We start from the raw sequence: 16,488 nt of genomic DNA, 5'->3' as shown, positions 1-16,488 counted from the left end.
CCCGGGGGGCCCGGGGCGGCGCCCCCCCCCCCCCACGACCCGTTCCGGGCGGCTCGCCGGACCCCGCCGAGCGGGCGACATCCGTCACGCTCGGCACCCTGACCCGACCGGTCCCGCCCGCTCGGTGGACACCGAGCGGCGCGTCGTGCCCGCCCGGGGCCCGGGACCGACGGAGGCCGCGCGGGGGAGGTGCCGGCCACCCCGGGAAGGCGCGCGACGCGCCCGGGGCGGGACGAGCCTCCAGACCGACGACAGCCGCGTCGTTCCGGGGCAGGACGCCGCACCGGAGCAGCCCTGATCCCGCGACACGCCCGGGTTGCACGGATGCCGTGCCTATGGGAGACTTGTCCGGTTCCGAATTCCGCGGGCGTTCGCGCGCGCAGGATCACTGCTCTGGCAGTGCACAACCCCTCCGTCCAGCGGAGCTGGGTTGGGCCGCAGGCAGCAGAACACGATCGAATCCCCACCACCACCTCGGGCGCAGCTGTGTCCGGAGTGCGGGGAAGCGACATGCCCACGCTGGACGGCCACGGTCGCCCTGCGCGGTTGACAGGAGAACAGCGGTCATCCCCCGAGGATGCGGCCGGTTGGTTCAGGAAAACAGCCAAGCCCTGCAGGAATGCACGGTGACGGCGGCGTCAGGCGGCCCGAGGGTGCGCGGCGCAGAGAGGACAGAGAGACACATGGCGGGACAGAAGATCCGCATCCGGCTCAAGTCGTACGACCACGAGGTCATCGACACGTCGGCCCGGAAGATCGTCGACACGGTGACCCGTGCCGGTGCGACCGTGGTCGGCCCGGTGCCGCTCCCCACCGAGAAGAACGTGGTCACCGTGATCCGTTCGCCCCACAAGTACAAGGACTCGCGCGAGCACTTCGAGAAGCGCACGCACAAGCGGGTCATCGACATCGTCGACCCGACGCCGAAGGCCGTCGACTCGCTCATGCGACTCGACCTCCCGGCCGACGTCAACATCGAGATCAAGCTGTAAGGGGGACTGACCAATGGCGAACTCAACCAAGACCGTCAAGGGCCTCCTCGGCAAGAAGCTCGGGATGACCCAGGTGTGGGACGAGAACAACAAGTTCATCCCCGTCACCGTGATCGAGGTCGGCCCGAACGTGGTCACCCAGATCCGCAACGTCGAGCGCGACGGCTACGAGGCGATCCAGATCGCCGCCGGCGCCATCGACCCGCGCAAGGTGAACAAGCCGGCTGCCGGCCACTTCGAGGCTGCTGGTGTGACCCCGCGTCGCACCCTCACCGAGATCCGCACCAACGACTCCGCCGAGTACACGCTCGGCCAGGAGCTCACCGTCGACACCTTCGAGGCCGGCCAGAAGGTCGACGTCGTCGGGACGTCGAAGGGCAAGGGCTTCGCCGGTGTCATGAAGCGCCACGGCTTCGCCGGTGTGTCCGCTTCGCACGGTGCCCACCGCAACCACCGCAAGCCCGGTTCGATCGGTGCTTCGTCGACCCCGTCGCGCGTCTTCAAGGGCATGCGCATGGCTGGTCGCATGGGTGGCGAGCGCGTGACCGTCCTCAACCTCACGGTGCACGCCGTCGACGCCGAGAAGGGTCTGCTGCTCGTCAAGGGCGCCGTCCCCGGTGCTCGCGGTCGCTCCGTCTTCGTCCGCACCGCCGTGAAGGGTAAGTGATCATGGCCACCGAGACCGCAACCACGATCGACGTCCTCGACGCGACCGGAGCCGTCGCCGGCAGCATCGAGCTGCCCGCCGAGCTCTTCGACGTCGAGACGAACGTCCCGCTGATCCACCAGGTCGTCACCGCGCAGCTCGCCGCCGCGCGTCAGGGCACCCACAAGACCAAGAACCGCGGCGAGGTCCGCGGTGCTGGTCGCAAGCCGTTCAAGCAGAAGGGCACCGGCCGCTCCCGTCAGGGTTCGGTCCGCGCTCCGGAGCACACCGGCGGTGGCGTCGTCCACGGACCGACCCCGCGCGACTACTCGCAGCGCACCCCGAAGAAGATGATCGCCGCGGCGCTGCTCGGCTCGCTCTCGGACCGCGCCCGCGGTGGCCGCATCGCCGCCGTCGAGTCCTTCGTCCCGGCCGAGGTGCCGTCGACCAAGACCGCTCGCACGCTCATCGAGAAGGTCGCGCCCGTCAAGAACGTGCTCGTCGTGCTCGAGTCGGACGACGAGCTCACGCTCAAGTCGGTCCGCAACCTGCCGGGTGTCCACGCGCTCTCGTACGGCCAGCTCAACGCCTACGACGTGCTCAAGTCCGACGCCCTCGTCTTCAGCAAGAGCGCACTCGACGCCTTCATCGCGTCGAAGACCGCGAAGGAGATCTCCGCATGAGCGGCTTCAACAAGGACCCGCGCGACATCATCATCTCGCCGGTCGTCTCGGAGAAGAGCTACGGCCTGATCGACCAGGGCAAGTACACGTTCATCGTGGACCCCCGTTCGAACAAGACCGAGATCAAGCTCGCCATCGAGAAGATCTTCGACGTCAAGGTCGCCAGCATCAACACGCTGAACCGTCCGGGCAAGACCCGTCGCACGCGCTTCGGCATGGGCAAGCGCAAGGACACCAAGCGCGCCATCGTGACGCTCAAGTCCGGTTCGATCGACATCTTCACGGCTGTCGGCTGAGGACCAGAGGGATAAATCATGGCTATTCGTAACTACAAGCCGACGACCCCCGGTCGTCGCGGCTCGTCGGTCGCCGACTTCGCTGAGATCACCCGTTCGACGCCGGAGAAGTCGCTGCTTCGTCCGCTGCCGAAGACCGGTGGCCGCAACAGCTCGGGCCGCATCACCACGCGCCACATCGGTGGTGGCCACAAGCGCCAGTACCGCGTGATCGACTTCCGTCGTCACGACAAGGACGGCGTGGACGCCAAGGTCGCACACATCGAGTACGACCCGAACCGCACCGCGCGCATCGCGCTCCTGCACTACGTCGACGGCACGAAGCGCTACATCATCGCGCCGAACAAGCTGAAGCAGGGCGACGTCGTCGAGCAGGGCCCGGGCGCCGACATCAAGCCCGGCAACAACCTGCCGCTGCGCAACATCCCCGTGGGTACGGTCATCCACGCCATCGAGCTCCGCCCCGGTGGCGGCGCGAAGATGGCGCGTTCGGCCGGTGCCTCGGTCCGCCTCGTCGCCAAGGACGGCCCCTACGCGCAGCTCCGTCTGCCGTCGGGCGAGGTCCGCAACGTCGACGCCCGCTGCCGCGCCACCATCGGCGAGGTCGGCAACGCCGAGCAGTCCAACATCAACTGGGGCAAGGCCGGCCGCATGCGCTGGAAGGGCGTCCGCCCGACCGTGCGTGGTGTCGCGATGAACCCGGTCGACCACCCGCACGGTGGTGGTGAGGGCAAGACGTCCGGTGGTCGTCACCCGGTCAGCCCCTGGGGCCAGGCCGAGGGTCGCACGCGCAAGCCGAACAAGCCGAGCGACAAGCTCATCGTCCGTCGCCGTAACGCCGGCAAGAAGCGCAAGTAGGAGTTCAGAAGATGCCACGCAGTCTGAAGAAGGGCCCCTTCGTCGACGAGCACCTGCTCCGCAAGGTCGTCACGCAGAACGAGGCCAACACCAAGAACGTGATCCGCACCTGGTCGCGTCGCTCGATGATCGTCCCGAACATGCTCGGGCACACGATCGCCGTGCACGACGGCCGCAAGCACATCCCGGTGTTCGTCACCGAGTCGATGGTCGGTCACAAGCTCGGCGAGTTCGCGCCGACCCGCACCTTCCGTGGTCACGTGAAGGACGACAAGAAGGGCCGTCGCCGCTAACGCGGGGACGAAGAGGAGGAACGAAATGGTGGAGTCGATCGCACGCGTGCGACACATCCGCGTCACGCCTCAGAAGGCCCGTCGCGTCATCGAGCTGATCCGCGGCAAGCAGGCCCACGAGGCCCTCGCCATCCTGAAGTTCGCCCCCCAGGGCGCTTCGGAGCCCGTGTACAAGCTGGTCGCCTCGGCGATCGCGAACGCACGTGTCAAGGCGGACTCGACGAACAGCTTCCTCGACGAGCGCGACCTCTACGTGAGCCGCGTCTTCGTCGACGAGGGCACGACCCTGAAGCGGTTCCAGCCGCGTGCCCAGGGCCGGGCCTTCCGCATCAACAAGCGCACCAGCCACATCACGGTCGTCCTCGCGACGCCGGACGAGGCCGAGGTCGCCGCGACGAGCAAGAAGGCGAGCAAGTAATGGGCCAGAAGGTCAACCCGTACGGCTTCCGTCTCGGGATCACGACGGACCACGTCTCGCACTGGTTCACCGACAGCACGAAGGCCGGTCAGCGCTACGCCGACTACGTGGCCGAGGACATCAAGGTGCGCGAGTACCTGAAGAAGACCCTCGACCGCGCCGGCGTCGCCCGCATCGAGCTCGAGCGCACCCGTGACCGCGTCCGCGTGGACATCCACACCGCGCGTCCGGGCATCGTCATCGGTCGCCGCGGTGCCGAGGCGGAGCGCGTCCGTGGCGAGCTGGAGAAGCTCACCAAGAAGCAGATCCAGCTCAACATCCTCGAGGTCAAGAACCCCGAGACCGAGGCCCAGCTCGTCGCGCAGGGCATCGCCGAGCAGCTCTCCGCTCGTGTCGCGTTCCGTCGCGCCATGCGCAAGGGCCTGCAGGGTGCTCAGCGCGCCGGCGCCAAGGGTGTCCGCATCCAGGTGTCAGGTCGTCTCGGCGGCGCCGAGATGTCGCGCTCGGAGTTCTACCGCGAGGGCCGCGTGCCCCTGCACACGCTCCGCGCGAACATCGACTACGGCTTCTACGAGGCGCGCACCACCTTCGGTCGCATCGGCGTGAAGGTCTGGATCTACAAGGGCGACATCACGAACAAGGAGCTCGCTCGCGAGCAGGCGAACCAGCGTTCGTCGCGCCCGGAGCGTCGTGGCGGCCCGCGTGGCGAGCGCGGCGACCGTCGTGGCGGCGACCGTGGCGGCCGTCAGCAGCAGGCCCCGCAGGACGCGCCGGCCGGCGCAGGAGTTGAGGCGTAACCATGCTTATTCCCCGTCGAGTCAAGCACCGCAAGCAGCACCACCCGAAGCGTTCGGGTCAGGCCACCGGTGGTACCAAGGTCAGCTTCGGCGACTACGGCATCCAGGCCCTCACCCCGGCGTACGTGACCAACCGTCAGATCGAGTCCGCTCGTATCGCCATGACGCGTCACATCAAGCGTGGCGGCAAGGTGTGGATCAACATCTACCCGGACCGTCCGCTGACCAAGAAGCCGGCTGAGACCCGCATGGGTTCCGGTAAGGGCTCGCCCGAGTGGTGGGTCGCCAACGTCAAGCCGGGTCGTGTGCTCTTCGAGCTCTCCGGCGTCAACGAGGACATCGCCCGCGAGGCGCTGACCCGTGCAATCCACAAGCTGCCCCTCAAGGCACGCATCATCAAGCGCGAGGAGGGCGACGCGTAATGGCGATCGGTTCCAAGGAGCTCCGTCCCACGGAGCTCGACACGTTCGAGAACGAGCGTCTCGCTGACGAGCTGAAGAAGGCCAAGGAGGAACTCTTCAACCTCCGCTTCCAGTCGGCCACCGGCCAGCTGGAGAGCCACGGTCGTCTCCGTGCCGTCAAGCGCGACATCGCACGCATCTACACCGTCCTCCGCGAGCGCGAGCTCGGCATCCGTGCCACTCCCGCGCCCGTCGAGACCGCCACCAAGGCCAAGAAGACGAAGAAGGCTGACAAGCCGGCCGAGTCGACCGAGGCCGCTACCGCCGAGGAGAACTGATGGCGAACGAAGAGAAGAACTCCGCCGCCTCGACCCGCGGCTACCGCAAGACGCGTCGCGGCTACGTGACGAGCGACAAGATGGACAAGACCATCGTGGTCGAGGTCGAGGACCGCGTGAAGCACGCGCTCTACGGCAAGATCATCCGTCGCACGTCCAAGGTGAAGGCCCACGACGAGCTCGGCACCGCGGGTGTCGGCGACCTCGTCGTGATCAGCGAGACCCGTCCCCTCAGCGCCTCCAAGCGCTGGCGCCTGGTCGAGATCCTCGAGAAGGCCAAGTAGGCCCCGGCCTGCTTCGGAATAGGAGACAGCAGTGATTCAGCAGGAATCCCGCCTGAAGGTCGCCGACAACACGGGTGCCAAGGAGATCTTGACCATCCGCGTGCTCGGTGGCTCGGGTCGTCGCTACGCCGGTCTCGGTGACGTCATCGTCGCCACGGTGAAGGACGCCATCCCCGGCGGCAACGTGAAGAAGGGTGACGTCGTCAAGGCGGTCATCGTTCGCACCAAGAAGGAGACCCGTCGTCAGGACGGCTCCTACATCAAGTTCGACGAGAACGCGGCAGTGATCCTCAAGGCCGACGGCGACCCGCGCGGTACGCGCATCTTCGGTCCGGTCGGTCGTGAGCTCCGTGACAAGAAGTTCATGAAGATCATCTCGCTCGCGCCGGAGGTGCTGTAAGCCATGGCGAACATCAAGAAGGGTGACCTCGTCCAGGTCATCACGGGCGCCAAGCAGGAGCGTGGCGGCGACCGTGGCAAGCAGGGCAAGGTCATCGAGGTCCTCAAGGACAAGAACCGCGTCGTCGTCGAGGGCGTGAACTTCGTCACGAAGCACGTCCGCGTCGGCCAGACGCAGCGCGGGTCGAAGACCGGTGGCATCGAGCAGCACGAGGCTCCGATCCACGTGTCGAACGTCGCCATCGTCGACCCGAAGACCAAGAAGCCGACCCGCGTCGGCTTCCGTACCGAAGAGGTGGAGAAGGACGGCGTGAAGAAGACCGTCCGCGTCCGCTACGCCAAGAAGTCGGGTGAGAAGCTCTGATGACCGACACGACTGCCGCGCCGGAGACCAAGGTCGAGCCGCGCCTCAAGCAGAAGTACAAGAACGAGATCAAGACTGCCCTCACCGAGCAGTTCGGGTACGCGAACGTCAACCAGGTCCCCGGCCTGGTCAAGGTCGTCGTGAACACCGGTGTCGGTGAGGCCGCTCGTGACTCGAAGGTGATCGACGGGGCCGTCAAGGACCTCACCGCGATCACCGGTCAGAAGCCGGTCGTGACGAAGGCCCGCAAGTCCATCGCGCAGTTCAAGCTGCGTGAGGGCCAGGCCATCGGCGCGCACGTCACCCTCCGCGGTGACCGCGCGTGGGAGTTCATCGACCGCCTCGTCACCCTCGCACTGCCCCGCATCCGCGACTTCCGCGGTCTCAGCGACAAGCAGTTCGACGGGAACGGCAACTACACGTTCGGTCTCACGGAGCAGTCGATGTTCCACGAGATCGACCAGGACCGCATCGACCGCGTGCGTGGCTTCGACATCACCGTCGTGACCACCGCGAAGACGGACGACGAGGGCCGCGCGCTGCTCCGCCAGCTCGGCTTCCCGTTCCGTTCGGCCGACCAGACGGTCTAAGATAGTCCGGGCGCTGCGGGCCGGAGGATGTACGTCCTCCGGCCCGCACGCACGAACACCGGTCGTCGGCGTCAGCTGACGACCTCCAGGTCTCCGGGAACCGCTCGGAGACCACCCCGATCGCTCAGGTCGGCATTCGTGGAACGGGTGTCGAAACCAGGCGAAGAATGGACGACCATCATGACGATGACCGATCCGGTCGCAGACATGCTGACCAGATTGCGGAACGCGAACTCGGCGCACCACGACGCCGTCTCGCTGCCCAGCTCCAAGCTGAAGAAGAACATCGCCGAGATCCTCAAGCGCGAGGGTTACATCAGCGAGTGGAAGATCGAGGACGCCCGCGTCGGGCAGACCCTGACGATCGACCTCAAGTACGGCCCCGAGCGCGAGCGTTCGATCGCCGGCATCAAGCGCGTCTCGAAGCCCGGTCTCCGGGTCTACGCGAAGTCGACGGAGATCCCCCAGGTCCTCGGTGGCCTCGGCGTGGCGATCCTCTCGACCTCGTCGGGACTGCTCACCGACCGTGAAGCCGAGCAGAAGGGCGTGGGTGGGGAAGTCCTCGCCTACGTGTGGTGACCGACAATGTCTCGTATCGGACGTCTTCCCATCGACATCCCCGCCGGCGTGACCGTCTCCGTCGACGGCCAGACCGTTGCGGTCAAGGGCCCGAAGGGTGAGCTCGCGCTCACCGTCGCCGAGCCCATCCAGGCCAAGGTCGAGGAGAACCAGGTCCTCGTCACCCGCCCGGACGACGAGCGTGAGTCCCGTGCCCTGCACGGCCTGACCCGCACCCTCATCGCGAACAACATCGTCGGCGTGACCCAGGGCTACTCCAAGGGCCTCGAGGTCGTCGGCACCGGTTACCGCGTGCAGGCCAAGGGCAGCAACGTCGAGTTCGCGCTCGGCTACTCCCACCCCATCACGGTCGAGCCGCCGGCGGGCATCAGCTTCGCCGTCGAGGGCAACAACAAGCTCACCGTGTCGGGCATCGACAAGCAGGCCGTCGGCGAGGTGGCTGCCAACATCCGCAAGCTGCGCAAGCCCGAGCCCTACAAGGGCAAGGGTGTCCGCTACGCAGGCGAGGTCGTGCGCCGCAAGGCCGGAAAGTCAGGTAAGTGATCATGGCTCTCGGTATCCGAGGAAAGAGCAAGTCGGCCGCCAAGGCGCGCCGTCACAACCGTCTCCGCAAGAAGATCACCGGCACCGAGGCGCGTCCGCGTCTCGCTGTCACCCGGTCGTCGCGTCACGTGTTCGTCCAGGTCATCGACGACGCGAAGGGCCACACCCTGGCCAGCGCGTCGACGATGGAGGCCGACCTCCGTTCGTTCGACGGCGACAAGACGGCCAAGGCCCGTCGCGTCGGCGAGCTCCTCGCCGAGCGTGCGAAGGCCGCCGGCGTCGAGGCCGTGGTCTTCGACCGCGGTGGTAGCAAGTACGCCGGTCGCGTCGCCGCGATCGCCGATGGTGCCCGTGAAGGAGGGCTGAACCTGTGAGCGACATCGCGAACAACAACGAAGCGGCCGAGACCAAGGCCACGACCGGCAAGGAAGCGGAAGCCGCTGCCGTCGCCGAGCGTCCGGTCGAGACCGCCGCGGGCTCCGCGTCGAACAACCGCGACAACGCCGACCAGCGCGGCCGTCGTGGCGGTGGCCGTGACCGTCAGCAGGGTCGTGACCGCAACAACCGCGGTGGCGACAGCCAGTTCCTCGAGCGCGTGGTGACCATCAACCGCGTGTCGAAGGTCGTCAAGGGTGGTCGTCGCTTCAGCTTCACGGCGCTCGTCGTCGTGGGTGACGGCAACGGCCTCGTCGGTGTCGGCTACGGCAAGGCGAAGGAAGTCCCGACCGCGATCTCGAAGGGCGTCGAGGAGGCGAAGAAGAACTTCTTCCGCGTCCCGCGCGTCGGCAACACCATCCCGCACCCGGTGCAGGGTGAGGCCGCTGCCGGTGTCGTCCTGCTCCGCCCGGCCGCTGCCGGTACCGGTGTCATCGCCGGTGGTCCGGTCCGCGCCGTGCTCGAGTGCGCCGGCATCCACGACGTCCTGAGCAAGTCGCTCGGCTCGTCGAACACCATCAACATCGTGCACGCGACCGTCGAGGCGCTGCAGCAGCTCGAGGAGCCCCGCGCCGTCGCGAGCCGTCGTGGCCTCGACGTCGACCGGGTCGTCCCGGCTCGTCTGCTCCACGCCGAGGCTGCGGCCCTGCGTGCCGCGACCGAGAAGGCAGGTGCGTGATGGCGATGCTGAAGATCACGCAGACGAAGTCCGTTATCAGCGAGAAGCAGTACCAGCGCGACACCCTGCGCAGCCTGGGCCTCAAGCGCATCGGCCGTACGGTCCTGCGTGAGGACAACGCCCAGAACCGCGGGTACATCGCGACGGTGGCGCACCTCGTGAAGGTCGAGGAGGTCGACGCATGAGCGACGAGAAGAACGAGCGCGTGCAGGTGCTGAAGCTGCACCACCTCCGCCCCGCTGCGGGCGCCAAGAAGGACCGCACCCGCGTGGGTCGCGGTGAGGGCTCGAAGGGCAAGACCGCGGGCCGCGGTACCAAGGGTCAGAAGGCTCGGTACCAGGTCAAGGTCGGTTTCGAGGGTGGGCAGATGCCGCTGCACATGCGCACCCCGAAGCTCCGCGGGTTCAAGAACCCGTTCCGCGTCGAGTACCAGGTCGTGAACCTGGACAAGATCGCGGAGCTCTACCCGAACGGTGGCGACGTCACCGTTGCGGACCTGGTCGCCAAGGGCGCCGTCCGCAAGAACGAGAAGGTCAAGGTTCTCGGTCAGGGTGACATCAGCGTGAAGCTCACGGTCTCGGTCGACAAGGTCTCGGCGTCCGCCGCCGAGAAGATCGTGGCTGCTGGCGGAACCGTCTCCCAGTAACCCCCGTCGGCGGCCCGTGCGTTTGCGCACGGGCCGCCGTTACGGTTTCCTTGACAGTGGTCGACGTCCGTCGGCCAGGTCGGCGCTGCCGATCGACACCGTGATGACCCCGATCGGGTCGCCGGTCCCAGAAGTTCGGAGTCCTCGTGTTCAGAGCGGTCGCGCGCATCATGCGCACCCCAGATCTTCGCAAGAAGATCGGCTTCACCCTCGCGATCATCGCGCTGTTCCGTCTCGGGTCGTACATCCCCGCGCCGTTCGTCGACTACGCCGCCGTGCAGAGCTGTCTCGCCAGCGCGTCGTCCTCCGGTGGCCTCTACGACCTGATCAACCTCTTCTCCGGTGGCGCGCTGCTGAAGCTCTCGGTCTTCGCGCTCGGCATCATGCCGTACATCACGTCGTCGATCATCGTGCAGCTCCTGCGCGTGGTCATCCCGCACTTCGACGCCCTCTACAAGGAGGGCCAGTCCGGCCAGGCCAAGCTGACGCAGTACACGCGCTACCTCACCATCGCGCTCGGTGTCCTGCAGTCGACCACGCTGATCACGGTCGCCCGCTCCGGCGCCCTCTTCGGCACGAACGCCTCCGCCTCCTGCTCGTCGATCATCTCGAACGACAGCTGGTACGCGATCATGCTCATGGTCGTCACGCTGACCGCCGGTACCGGCCTCATCATGTGGATGGGCGAGCTCGTCACCGAGCGCGGCATCGGCAACGGCATGTCGCTGCTCATCTTCACCTCGATCGCGGCGCAGTTCCCCTCGGCGCTCTGGGCGATCGAGCAGTCGCAGTCCTTCGAGCTCTTCCTGTTCGTCATCCTGGTCGGCCTGGTCATCATGATGGCCGTCGTCTTCGTCGAGCAGTCGCAGCGCCGCATCCCCGTCCAGTACGCCAAGCGCATGGTCGGTCGACGCACCTACGGCGGCAACAACACCTACATCCCGATCAAGGTGAACATGGCCGGCGTCGTGCCCGTCATCTTCGCCTCGTCGCTGCTGTACCTGCCGGCCCTGGTCGCGCAGTTCAACCAGCCCTCTGACGGCTCCGAGCCGGCGGCGTGGGTGACCTGGATCCAGAACAACCTGACCTCGGGTGACAACTGGTTCTACATGGTCCTGTACTTCCTGCTCATCGTCGGCTTCACGTACTTCTACGTCGCGATCACCTTCAACCCCGAAGAGGTCGCCGACAACATGAAGAAGTACGGCGGCTTCATCCCGGGCATCCGGGCCGGTCGTCCGACGGCCGAGTACCTCGACTACGTCCTGACCCGGGTGACGTTGCCCGGCTCGCTCTACCTCGGTCTCATCGCGCTCATCCCGCTGGCAGCACTGGCGCTGTTCGGCGCGAACCAGAACTTCCCGTTCGGCGGCGCGAGCATCCTCATCATCGTGGGTGTCGGTCTCGAGACCGTGAAGCAGATCGACTCGCAGCTGCAGCAACGTCACTACGAAGGGCTTCTCCGTTGATCGCACGTCTCATCATCGTCGGACCTCCCGGAGCCGGGAAGGGCACCCAGGCCGGCCGCATCGCTGAAGGCTTCGGCGTCCCGGCGATCTCGACGGGTGACATCTTCCGCAAGAACGTCTCCGAGGGCACTCCGCTCGGTGTGCAGGCGAAGGCGATCATGGACGCGGGCAACTACGTGCCCGACGAGCTGACGAACGAACTCGTCAAGTCGCGCCTCGCCGAGTCCGATGCCGCGCAGGGCTTCCTGCTGGACGGCTACCCCCGGACGGTCGGTCAGGTCGAGTACCTCGATGCGCTGCTCGCCGAGCAGGGCACCGCGATCGACGCCGTCGTGCAGCTGGTCGCCGACCAGGACGCACTCGTTGCACGGCTCCTCAAGCGCGCCGAGGAGCAGGGCCGCAGCGACGACAACGAGGAGACGATCCGTCGTCGCCAGGAGGTCTACTCGGAGCAGACGGCCCCGATCGTGGCCGCCTACGCCGACCGCGGCCTCGTGGTCGACGTCGACGGGCTCGGCGGCATCGACGAGGTCGGCGACCGCATCCAGGCGGCGCTGTCGTCGCGCGGCCTCACCGCGGGCGTCTGATCCCGCTCGTGCGGCGCCGGAAGCCCTCGATCTACAAGTCGCCGGAGGAACTCCGCGCGATGGTCCGTCCCGGGCTGCTCACGGAGGCGGCGCTCACCGCGGTCCGCGCCGCGGTCCGTCCCGGGATCACGACGGGCGAGCTCGACGCGATCGCCGAGCGGACGATCCGCGACGGCGGCGGCGTGCCGAACTTCCAGCTCGTGCCGGGGTACCGGCACACGCTGTGCGTCTCGGTGAACGACGAGATCGTGCACGGGATCCCCGGTGACCGCGTGCTCGCGCCGGGCGACATCGTCTCGGTGGACGCCGGTGCCGAGGTCGACGGGTGGAACGGCGACAGCGCGTTCACGACGGTGCTCCCCGGGGGCGACGCCACGCTGACGACGGCCCGTCAGACGCTCTGCGACACCACGGAGCGCGCGCTCTGGCACGGCATCGCCGCGCTCGCGCACGCCCGCTCCCTCAACGAGGTCGGCGCGGTGATCGAGGACGCCATCGACGAGACGGGTGCCTGGGGCATCGTCGAGGACTTCACGGGACACGGGATCGGTCGGTCCATGCACGAGGACCCGCCCGTGTTCAACCACCGCGTCCGCGGTGGCGGTCCGGCGGTGAAGCCCGGGCTGGTCGTCGCGATCGAGCCGATGGTCACCGCCGGGACGATCGACAGCTCGACGGACGACGACGAGTGGACCATCCGCACCCTCGACGGTTCCGACGCGGCGCACTGGGAGCACTCGGTCGCCGTGCACGCGGACGGCATCTGGGTGCTCACCGCCTCCGACGGCGGTGCCTCCGGTCTCGTCCCGCTCGGCGTCACGCCGGTCCCCGTCCCGTAGGACCGCCAGCCCCGCCGGTCGTGCGGTCCGGGCGTGCCCGTGAGGACCCGTGCGGACCCGTCGCCCGTGCGCGCGTGCGCGGGTGCGTCGTCCGTCCGGCCGGGAGGATCGCCCCACCTCCGACCGTCGGCGCCCGCCCCGACGTGCGGACGCCCACGGCCGACACGGCTCTGCGGTCCGGCACCGGACCCGACGTCGCCCGGCAGTGACACGGTGCAGGACGACCCGATCGTGCACTCGCGTCGCGCGGACGGTCGCCCTCGCCGGGCTCAGTTGCCGACGGTGCAGGTCTGCTCGGACGCGGACTGCCCCGAGATGCTCGAGGGCAGCGGCGTCGCCGACGGCGTCCCCGCGGAGCCGGCGGCAGCCGACGGGGCGCCCGACGCGGTACTGCCCGGAGCGGCTCCACCGGCAGCCGGCGCCTGGCTCGGCGACGCATCGCTCCCCGGTGTGCTGCCGGCGGTCGGCGACTCCTCGGACGCCCGACCCGTGGTCGAGTCGCTGAGCGAGGTCTTGCGGTCCTGCTGCAGCACGACGTTGAGCTCGTGGGCGGCTGCCTCGTCGACGAGCACGTGTGCCGTGTCGGACGGGTCGTCGACGACCGGGTACTGCACGAACAGCATGTCCGAGGTGCTCATGCCCCGGAGCGTGGAGGCGAGCCCGACCAGGGTCCGGGTCTGCGCCAGGCCGTCCGACAGCGTCATGTTCGACAGCGCGGCCCCGGCCAGCTTGTACAGGGTGACCGGGTTCGACAGGGTGCCGTCCGACGTGACCTTCCGGAGCAGTGCCGACAGGAACACCTGCTGCGAGCTGATGCGGGCGAGGTCGCTGCCGTCGCCGACGCCGTGCCGGCTGCGCAGGAACGCCAGCGCGTCCTGCCCCTCGAGCGTGTGCTGCCCGGCGGCGAGCTGCAGGCCCGTGTACGAGTCGTCGATGGGCTTGGCGACGCAGACGTCGACGCCGCCCAGCGCGTTCGACATCTCGATGACGCCGTCGAACGTGATGAGGCCGGCGTAGGGGATGGTGAGCCCGGTCAGGTTCTCCACCGTGTCCACCGCGCAGGAGATCCCGCCGTGCCCGAGCGACTCGTTGATGAGCTCGCTGCTCGCCGCCGGGTACGAGGTGCCCGTCTCCGGGTTCGTGCACGCCGGGATCGGGACCTTCAGGTCGCGGGGGAAGCTGACCGCGGTGAGCTGCTGGTGGTCCTGGGAGATGTGCACGAGGATCGTGACGTCGTTCCGGGCGCCCTCGACGTTCTCGTCGGAGTCGAACTGACCCACGCGGGTGTCGCTGCCCAGGAGCAGGATGTTCGCCCCGCCCTGCATCGCGGTGATGTCGGCGGTCTTCGCGGTGTTCTGGTCGTCGGTGCTGAGCTCGACCGTGTGTGGGGCGCTGGCGAGCTGCGCGCCGGCGATGGCGGCGACGCTGGTCCCGCTCACCAGGACGACGGCGACCGCGGCGGCGACGAACCCCAGGAGCGTCCCCCATCCGCGACGGCGCGGCAGCCGGCCGTGGCGGGCGAGGGGGCGGCGGGGTGCATCAGGCACGTGGTCTCCGATCGGTTCTCCGGCGCAGCTACCGGGCGGTCAGCGACCGCCAGGCTACGGCGGTGGGCCCGGTGCGCAGCCGGGAAGCGACCGAGGATCCACTCTGGACCGTTCAGCCGGGTCCCCGACAGCCCCAGACGGAGGGACCTCCGCCGGGGCGGGACCGGCCAGCACTTGGCAATCTGCGCCTGATCCCATACGATTGATCTTTGGTGTGTCATGCCCTTCGGCGTGGCGCCCGACCCGCAGACCGGCTCGGGGATCACACCGGTAATCCAACCAAGCGACAGTGAGGCTATGGCCAAGAAAGACGGCGTCATCGAGATCGAGGGCTCGGTGCTCGAAGCTCTGCCCAACGCGATGTTCCGCGTTGAGCTGACCAACGGACACAAGGTCCTCGCGCACATCTCCGGGAAGATGCGCCAGCACTACATCCGCATCCTCCCCGAGGACCGCGTGATCGTGGAGCTGAGCCCGTACGACCTGACCCGCGGCCGGATCGTCTACCGCTACAAGTGATCCGCGAGCTGGAAAGGAACGGCTCGGCGAACCCGTCGGGCACGAAGCCAGCGAGCAACAGGAAGCAATCATGAAGGTCAACCCCAGCGTCAAGCCCATCTGCGAGCACTGCCGTGTCATCCGCCGCAAGGGCCGCGTCATGGTGATCTGCAAGAGCAACCCGCGCCACAAGCAGCGCCAGGGCTGAGCTCCCAGCAGGACCCACAACTCAACACTGAACACGCAGTACCAGAACCCCGCCCCGACCTCGGTCGCCGGCGGGGGGACACCTCGGGGCGGAGGCCCGGGCACCGGTACTGCGCCACACCTCCACCGAAAACAGGAGCAGCCAGCACATGGCACGTCTAGCAGGCGTCGACATCCCGCGCGAGAAGCGCGTGGAGATCGCACTCACGTACATCTACGGCGTCGGCCGTACCCGCGCGGTCCAGGCACTCGCCGAGACCGGTATCTCCGGTGACATCCGCGTCAAGGACCTGACCGACGACCAGCTCGTCGCCCTCCGTGACTTCATCGAGGGCAACTTCAAGGTGGAGGGTGACCTCCGCCGCGAGGTCGCCGCCGACATCCGCCGCAAGGTCGAGATCGGTAGCTACGAGGGTCTCCGCCACCGTCGTGGTCTCCCGGTGCGTGGTCAGCGCACCAAGACCAACGCGCGTACCCGCAAGGGACCGAAGCGCACCGTGGCAGGCAAGAAGAAGGCCCGATAGGAGATCATCATGGCTACCCCCAAGACTGCCGCGCGCAAGCCGCGTCGCAAGGAGAAGAAGAACGTCGCCGTGGGCCAGGCCCACATCAAGAGCACGTTCAACAACACCATCGTCAGCATCACCGACCCGTCGGGTGCCGTCCTCAGCTGGGCGTCCTCGGGTGCCGTGGGCTTCAAGGGTTCGCGCAAGTCGACGCCGTTCGCGGCGCAGCTCGCCGCCGAGTCCGCTGCGCGTCAGGCGCAGGAGCACGGCGTCAAGAAGGTCGACGTCTTCGTCAAGGGTCCGGGCTCGGGCCGCGAGACCGCGATCCGCTCGCTCCAGGCCGCCGGCCTCGAGGTCGGTTCGATCAACGACGTCACCCCGCAGGCGCACAACGGCTGCCGCCCGCCGAAGCGTCGCCGCGTCTGACGCGAGGAGCAACCGGCCGTTCCCCGCTCGTCCCCTGACCGGGGCGAGCGGGGCCGGCCATTCCTGGTCGTTCGATCGCGCACGTCGGGCCCTCCCGGCCCCTCGGTGCGCGTGATCACAACTCAACAGACCCGTCGGGGCCCGGTCGGCCCCGTCGTACCGCCGAGT

Annotated in this window: 28 protein-coding genes; 27 read left to right on the top strand and 1 reads right to left on the bottom strand. The window is 68.0% G+C overall.

Annotated elements, in window-relative coordinates; translation table 11 throughout:
• Positions 1 to 683 precede the first annotated feature (683 nt).
• From rpsJ to map, 23 genes are all read left to right on the top strand, one after another.
• Positions 684 to 992, top strand: a complete 309-nt coding sequence (rpsJ, locus tag QUG98_RS13745; protein WP_022903286.1) for a 30S ribosomal protein S10 — start codon at positions 684 to 686, stop codon at positions 990 to 992.
• Positions 993 to 1,005: 13 nt separating this feature from the next.
• A complete protein-coding gene (rplC, locus tag QUG98_RS13740) occupies positions 1,006 to 1,659 on the top strand; it encodes a 50S ribosomal protein L3 (protein ID WP_022903285.1) in 654 nt (217 codons plus the stop codon).
• Positions 1,660 to 1,661: 2 nt separating this feature from the next.
• The gene (gene rplD / locus QUG98_RS13735) at positions 1,662 to 2,321 is read left to right on the top strand and encodes a 50S ribosomal protein L4 (RefSeq protein WP_058728263.1); all 660 of its coding nucleotides are present in this window, start codon (positions 1,662 to 1,664) and stop codon (positions 2,319 to 2,321) included.
• On the top strand, positions 2,318 to 2,617 hold the full coding sequence (rplW, locus tag QUG98_RS13730; protein WP_022903283.1) for a 50S ribosomal protein L23: 300 nt from the start codon (positions 2,318 to 2,320) through the stop codon (positions 2,615 to 2,617). The genes rplD and rplW overlap by 4 nt, the downstream gene beginning before the upstream one ends.
• A gap of 18 nt (positions 2,618 to 2,635) precedes the next feature.
• Positions 2,636 to 3,475 (top strand): 50S ribosomal protein L2, encoded by an 840-nt coding sequence (gene rplB / locus QUG98_RS13725; protein WP_022903282.1) that lies wholly within the window; start codon positions 2,636 to 2,638, stop codon positions 3,473 to 3,475.
• 11 nt (positions 3,476 to 3,486) lie between these two features.
• Entirely contained in the window at positions 3,487 to 3,768 is a 282-nt protein-coding gene (gene rpsS / locus QUG98_RS13720; RefSeq protein WP_017885529.1) for a 30S ribosomal protein S19, read from the top strand.
• Between the two features lie 25 nt (positions 3,769 to 3,793).
• Positions 3,794 to 4,186 (top strand): 50S ribosomal protein L22, encoded by a 393-nt coding sequence (gene rplV / locus QUG98_RS13715; RefSeq protein WP_035809257.1) that lies wholly within the window; start codon positions 3,794 to 3,796, stop codon positions 4,184 to 4,186.
• Complete coding sequence (rpsC, locus tag QUG98_RS13710) at positions 4,186 to 4,983, top strand: 30S ribosomal protein S3 (RefSeq protein WP_022903280.1); 798 nt, start codon at positions 4,186 to 4,188, stop codon at positions 4,981 to 4,983. The genes rplV and rpsC overlap by 1 nt, the downstream gene beginning before the upstream one ends.
• 2 nt (positions 4,984 to 4,985) lie before the next feature.
• A complete protein-coding gene (gene rplP, locus QUG98_RS13705) occupies positions 4,986 to 5,405 on the top strand; it encodes a 50S ribosomal protein L16 (RefSeq protein WP_022906346.1) in 420 nt (139 codons plus the stop codon).
• Complete coding sequence (gene rpmC / locus QUG98_RS13700; RefSeq protein ID WP_058728265.1) at positions 5,405 to 5,722, top strand: 50S ribosomal protein L29; 318 nt, start codon at positions 5,405 to 5,407, stop codon at positions 5,720 to 5,722. Before rplP ends, rpmC begins: the two co-directional genes overlap by 1 nt.
• The gene (rpsQ, locus tag QUG98_RS13695) at positions 5,722 to 6,006 is read left to right on the top strand and encodes a 30S ribosomal protein S17 (protein ID WP_058728266.1); all 285 of its coding nucleotides are present in this window, start codon (positions 5,722 to 5,724) and stop codon (positions 6,004 to 6,006) included. Before rpmC ends, rpsQ begins: the two co-directional genes overlap by 1 nt.
• 31 nt (positions 6,007 to 6,037) lie before the next feature.
• Complete coding sequence (gene rplN / locus QUG98_RS13690; protein WP_017885523.1) at positions 6,038 to 6,406, top strand: 50S ribosomal protein L14; 369 nt, start codon at positions 6,038 to 6,040, stop codon at positions 6,404 to 6,406.
• A 3-nt stretch (positions 6,407 to 6,409) separates the two neighbouring features.
• Entirely contained in the window at positions 6,410 to 6,769 is a 360-nt protein-coding gene (gene rplX / locus QUG98_RS13685) for a 50S ribosomal protein L24 (RefSeq protein WP_126890951.1), read from the top strand.
• Positions 6,769 to 7,359: a 50S ribosomal protein L5 gene (gene rplE / locus QUG98_RS13680; RefSeq protein ID WP_126890952.1), complete on the top strand. Its 591-nt coding sequence runs from the start codon at positions 6,769 to 6,771 to the stop codon at positions 7,357 to 7,359. The genes rplX and rplE overlap by 1 nt, the downstream gene beginning before the upstream one ends.
• Before the next feature lie 180 nt (positions 7,360 to 7,539).
• Positions 7,540 to 7,938 carry a 30S ribosomal protein S8 gene (gene rpsH / locus QUG98_RS13675; protein ID WP_058725384.1) on the top strand — a complete coding sequence of 133 codons (399 nt, stop codon included), beginning with the start codon at positions 7,540 to 7,542 and terminating at the stop codon, positions 7,936 to 7,938.
• A gap of 6 nt (positions 7,939 to 7,944) precedes the next feature.
• The gene (gene rplF, locus QUG98_RS13670; protein ID WP_058728269.1) at positions 7,945 to 8,481 is read left to right on the top strand and encodes a 50S ribosomal protein L6; all 537 of its coding nucleotides are present in this window, start codon (positions 7,945 to 7,947) and stop codon (positions 8,479 to 8,481) included.
• Positions 8,482 to 8,483: 2 nt separating this feature from the next.
• Positions 8,484 to 8,855: a 50S ribosomal protein L18 gene (gene rplR / locus QUG98_RS13665; protein WP_058725386.1), complete on the top strand. Its 372-nt coding sequence runs from the start codon at positions 8,484 to 8,486 to the stop codon at positions 8,853 to 8,855.
• Between the two features lie 5 nt (positions 8,856 to 8,860).
• Entirely contained in the window at positions 8,861 to 9,595 is a 735-nt protein-coding gene (rpsE, locus tag QUG98_RS13660) for a 30S ribosomal protein S5 (protein WP_058728283.1), read from the top strand.
• Positions 9,595 to 9,780 carry a 50S ribosomal protein L30 gene (gene rpmD, locus QUG98_RS13655; protein WP_031273241.1) on the top strand — a complete coding sequence of 62 codons (186 nt, stop codon included), beginning with the start codon at positions 9,595 to 9,597 and terminating at the stop codon, positions 9,778 to 9,780. Before rpsE ends, rpmD begins: the two co-directional genes overlap by 1 nt.
• Entirely contained in the window at positions 9,777 to 10,241 is a 465-nt protein-coding gene (rplO, locus tag QUG98_RS13650) for a 50S ribosomal protein L15 (RefSeq protein ID WP_058728270.1), read from the top strand. The genes rpmD and rplO overlap by 4 nt, the downstream gene beginning before the upstream one ends.
• 146 nt (positions 10,242 to 10,387) lie before the next feature.
• Positions 10,388 to 11,710, top strand: a complete 1,323-nt coding sequence (gene secY, locus QUG98_RS13645; protein ID WP_111227404.1) for a preprotein translocase subunit SecY — start codon at positions 10,388 to 10,390, stop codon at positions 11,708 to 11,710.
• The gene (locus tag QUG98_RS13640; RefSeq protein ID WP_289471114.1) at positions 11,710 to 12,297 is read left to right on the top strand and encodes an adenylate kinase; all 588 of its coding nucleotides are present in this window, start codon (positions 11,710 to 11,712) and stop codon (positions 12,295 to 12,297) included. Before secY ends, QUG98_RS13640 begins: the two co-directional genes overlap by 1 nt.
• 8 nt (positions 12,298 to 12,305) lie before the next feature.
• Positions 12,306 to 13,136: a type I methionyl aminopeptidase gene (gene map / locus QUG98_RS13635; protein ID WP_289471110.1), complete on the top strand. Its 831-nt coding sequence runs from the start codon at positions 12,306 to 12,308 to the stop codon at positions 13,134 to 13,136.
• 269 nt (positions 13,137 to 13,405) lie between these two features.
• On the opposite strand, the gene QUG98_RS13630 is transcribed toward map, so the two are convergent.
• A complete protein-coding gene (locus QUG98_RS13630; protein WP_289471109.1) occupies positions 13,406 to 14,683 on the bottom strand; it encodes an LCP family protein in 1,278 nt (425 codons plus the stop codon).
• 297 nt (positions 14,684 to 14,980) lie between these two features.
• Between QUG98_RS13630 and infA the strand changes: the two genes are divergently transcribed.
• From infA to rpsK, 4 genes are all read left to right on the top strand, one after another.
• On the top strand, positions 14,981 to 15,202 hold the full coding sequence (gene infA, locus QUG98_RS13625; RefSeq protein ID WP_017885509.1) for a translation initiation factor IF-1: 222 nt from the start codon (positions 14,981 to 14,983) through the stop codon (positions 15,200 to 15,202).
• A gap of 70 nt (positions 15,203 to 15,272) precedes the next feature.
• Positions 15,273 to 15,389: a 50S ribosomal protein L36 gene (rpmJ, locus tag QUG98_RS13620; RefSeq protein WP_022903266.1), complete on the top strand. Its 117-nt coding sequence runs from the start codon at positions 15,273 to 15,275 to the stop codon at positions 15,387 to 15,389.
• 148 nt (positions 15,390 to 15,537) lie between these two features.
• Positions 15,538 to 15,912, top strand: coding sequence for a 30S ribosomal protein S13 (gene rpsM / locus QUG98_RS13615; protein ID WP_058728274.1), 375 nt, complete (start codon positions 15,538 to 15,540; stop codon positions 15,910 to 15,912).
• Positions 15,913 to 15,921: 9 nt separating this feature from the next.
• Positions 15,922 to 16,320, top strand: a complete 399-nt coding sequence (rpsK, locus tag QUG98_RS13610) for a 30S ribosomal protein S11 (RefSeq protein ID WP_017885507.1) — start codon at positions 15,922 to 15,924, stop codon at positions 16,318 to 16,320.
• The last annotated feature ends 168 nt before the right edge of the window (positions 16,321 to 16,488 follow it).

The sequence above is a fragment of the Curtobacterium subtropicum genome, from assembly GCF_030362975.1.
GTDB classification, from domain to species: Bacteria; Actinomycetota; Actinomycetes; order Actinomycetales; family Microbacteriaceae; genus Curtobacterium; species Curtobacterium subtropicum.
Note: the sequence above shows the minus strand (reverse complement) of the source record. Positions and strands in the feature narration are given on the sequence as shown.

Excerpts from the sequence above, each read along its gene's own strand:
- rpsJ (WP_022903286.1), top strand. The coding sequence starts at position 684 with ATGGCGGGACAGAAGATCCGCATCCGGCTCAAGTCGTACGACCACGAG.
- rplC (WP_022903285.1), top strand. The coding sequence starts at position 1,006 with ATGGCGAACTCAACCAAGACCGTCAAGGGCCTCCTCGGCAAGAAGCTC.
- rplD (WP_058728263.1), top strand. The coding sequence starts at position 1,662 with ATGGCCACCGAGACCGCAACCACGATCGACGTCCTCGACGCGACCGGA.
- rplW (WP_022903283.1), top strand. The coding sequence starts at position 2,318 with ATGAGCGGCTTCAACAAGGACCCGCGCGACATCATCATCTCGCCGGTC.
- rplB (WP_022903282.1), top strand. The coding sequence starts at position 2,636 with ATGGCTATTCGTAACTACAAGCCGACGACCCCCGGTCGTCGCGGCTCG.
- rpsS (WP_017885529.1), top strand. The coding sequence starts at position 3,487 with ATGCCACGCAGTCTGAAGAAGGGCCCCTTCGTCGACGAGCACCTGCTC.
- rplV (WP_035809257.1), top strand. The coding sequence starts at position 3,794 with ATGGTGGAGTCGATCGCACGCGTGCGACACATCCGCGTCACGCCTCAG.
- rpsC (WP_022903280.1), top strand. The coding sequence starts at position 4,186 with ATGGGCCAGAAGGTCAACCCGTACGGCTTCCGTCTCGGGATCACGACG.
- rplP (WP_022906346.1), top strand. The coding sequence starts at position 4,986 with ATGCTTATTCCCCGTCGAGTCAAGCACCGCAAGCAGCACCACCCGAAG.
- rpmC (WP_058728265.1), top strand. The coding sequence starts at position 5,405 with ATGGCGATCGGTTCCAAGGAGCTCCGTCCCACGGAGCTCGACACGTTC.
- rpsQ (WP_058728266.1), top strand. The coding sequence starts at position 5,722 with ATGGCGAACGAAGAGAAGAACTCCGCCGCCTCGACCCGCGGCTACCGC.
- rplX (WP_126890951.1), top strand. The coding sequence starts at position 6,410 with ATGGCGAACATCAAGAAGGGTGACCTCGTCCAGGTCATCACGGGCGCC.
- rplE (WP_126890952.1), top strand. The coding sequence starts at position 6,769 with ATGACCGACACGACTGCCGCGCCGGAGACCAAGGTCGAGCCGCGCCTC.
- rpsH (WP_058725384.1), top strand. The coding sequence starts at position 7,540 with ATGACGATGACCGATCCGGTCGCAGACATGCTGACCAGATTGCGGAAC.
- rplF (WP_058728269.1), top strand. The coding sequence starts at position 7,945 with ATGTCTCGTATCGGACGTCTTCCCATCGACATCCCCGCCGGCGTGACC.
- rplR (WP_058725386.1), top strand. The coding sequence starts at position 8,484 with ATGGCTCTCGGTATCCGAGGAAAGAGCAAGTCGGCCGCCAAGGCGCGC.
- rpmD (WP_031273241.1), top strand. The coding sequence starts at position 9,595 with ATGGCGATGCTGAAGATCACGCAGACGAAGTCCGTTATCAGCGAGAAG.
- rplO (WP_058728270.1), top strand. The coding sequence starts at position 9,777 with ATGAGCGACGAGAAGAACGAGCGCGTGCAGGTGCTGAAGCTGCACCAC.
- infA (WP_017885509.1), top strand. The coding sequence starts at position 14,981 with ATGGCCAAGAAAGACGGCGTCATCGAGATCGAGGGCTCGGTGCTCGAA.
- rpmJ (WP_022903266.1), top strand. The coding sequence starts at position 15,273 with ATGAAGGTCAACCCCAGCGTCAAGCCCATCTGCGAGCACTGCCGTGTC.
- rpsM (WP_058728274.1), top strand. The coding sequence starts at position 15,538 with ATGGCACGTCTAGCAGGCGTCGACATCCCGCGCGAGAAGCGCGTGGAG.
- rpsK (WP_017885507.1), top strand. The coding sequence starts at position 15,922 with ATGGCTACCCCCAAGACTGCCGCGCGCAAGCCGCGTCGCAAGGAGAAG.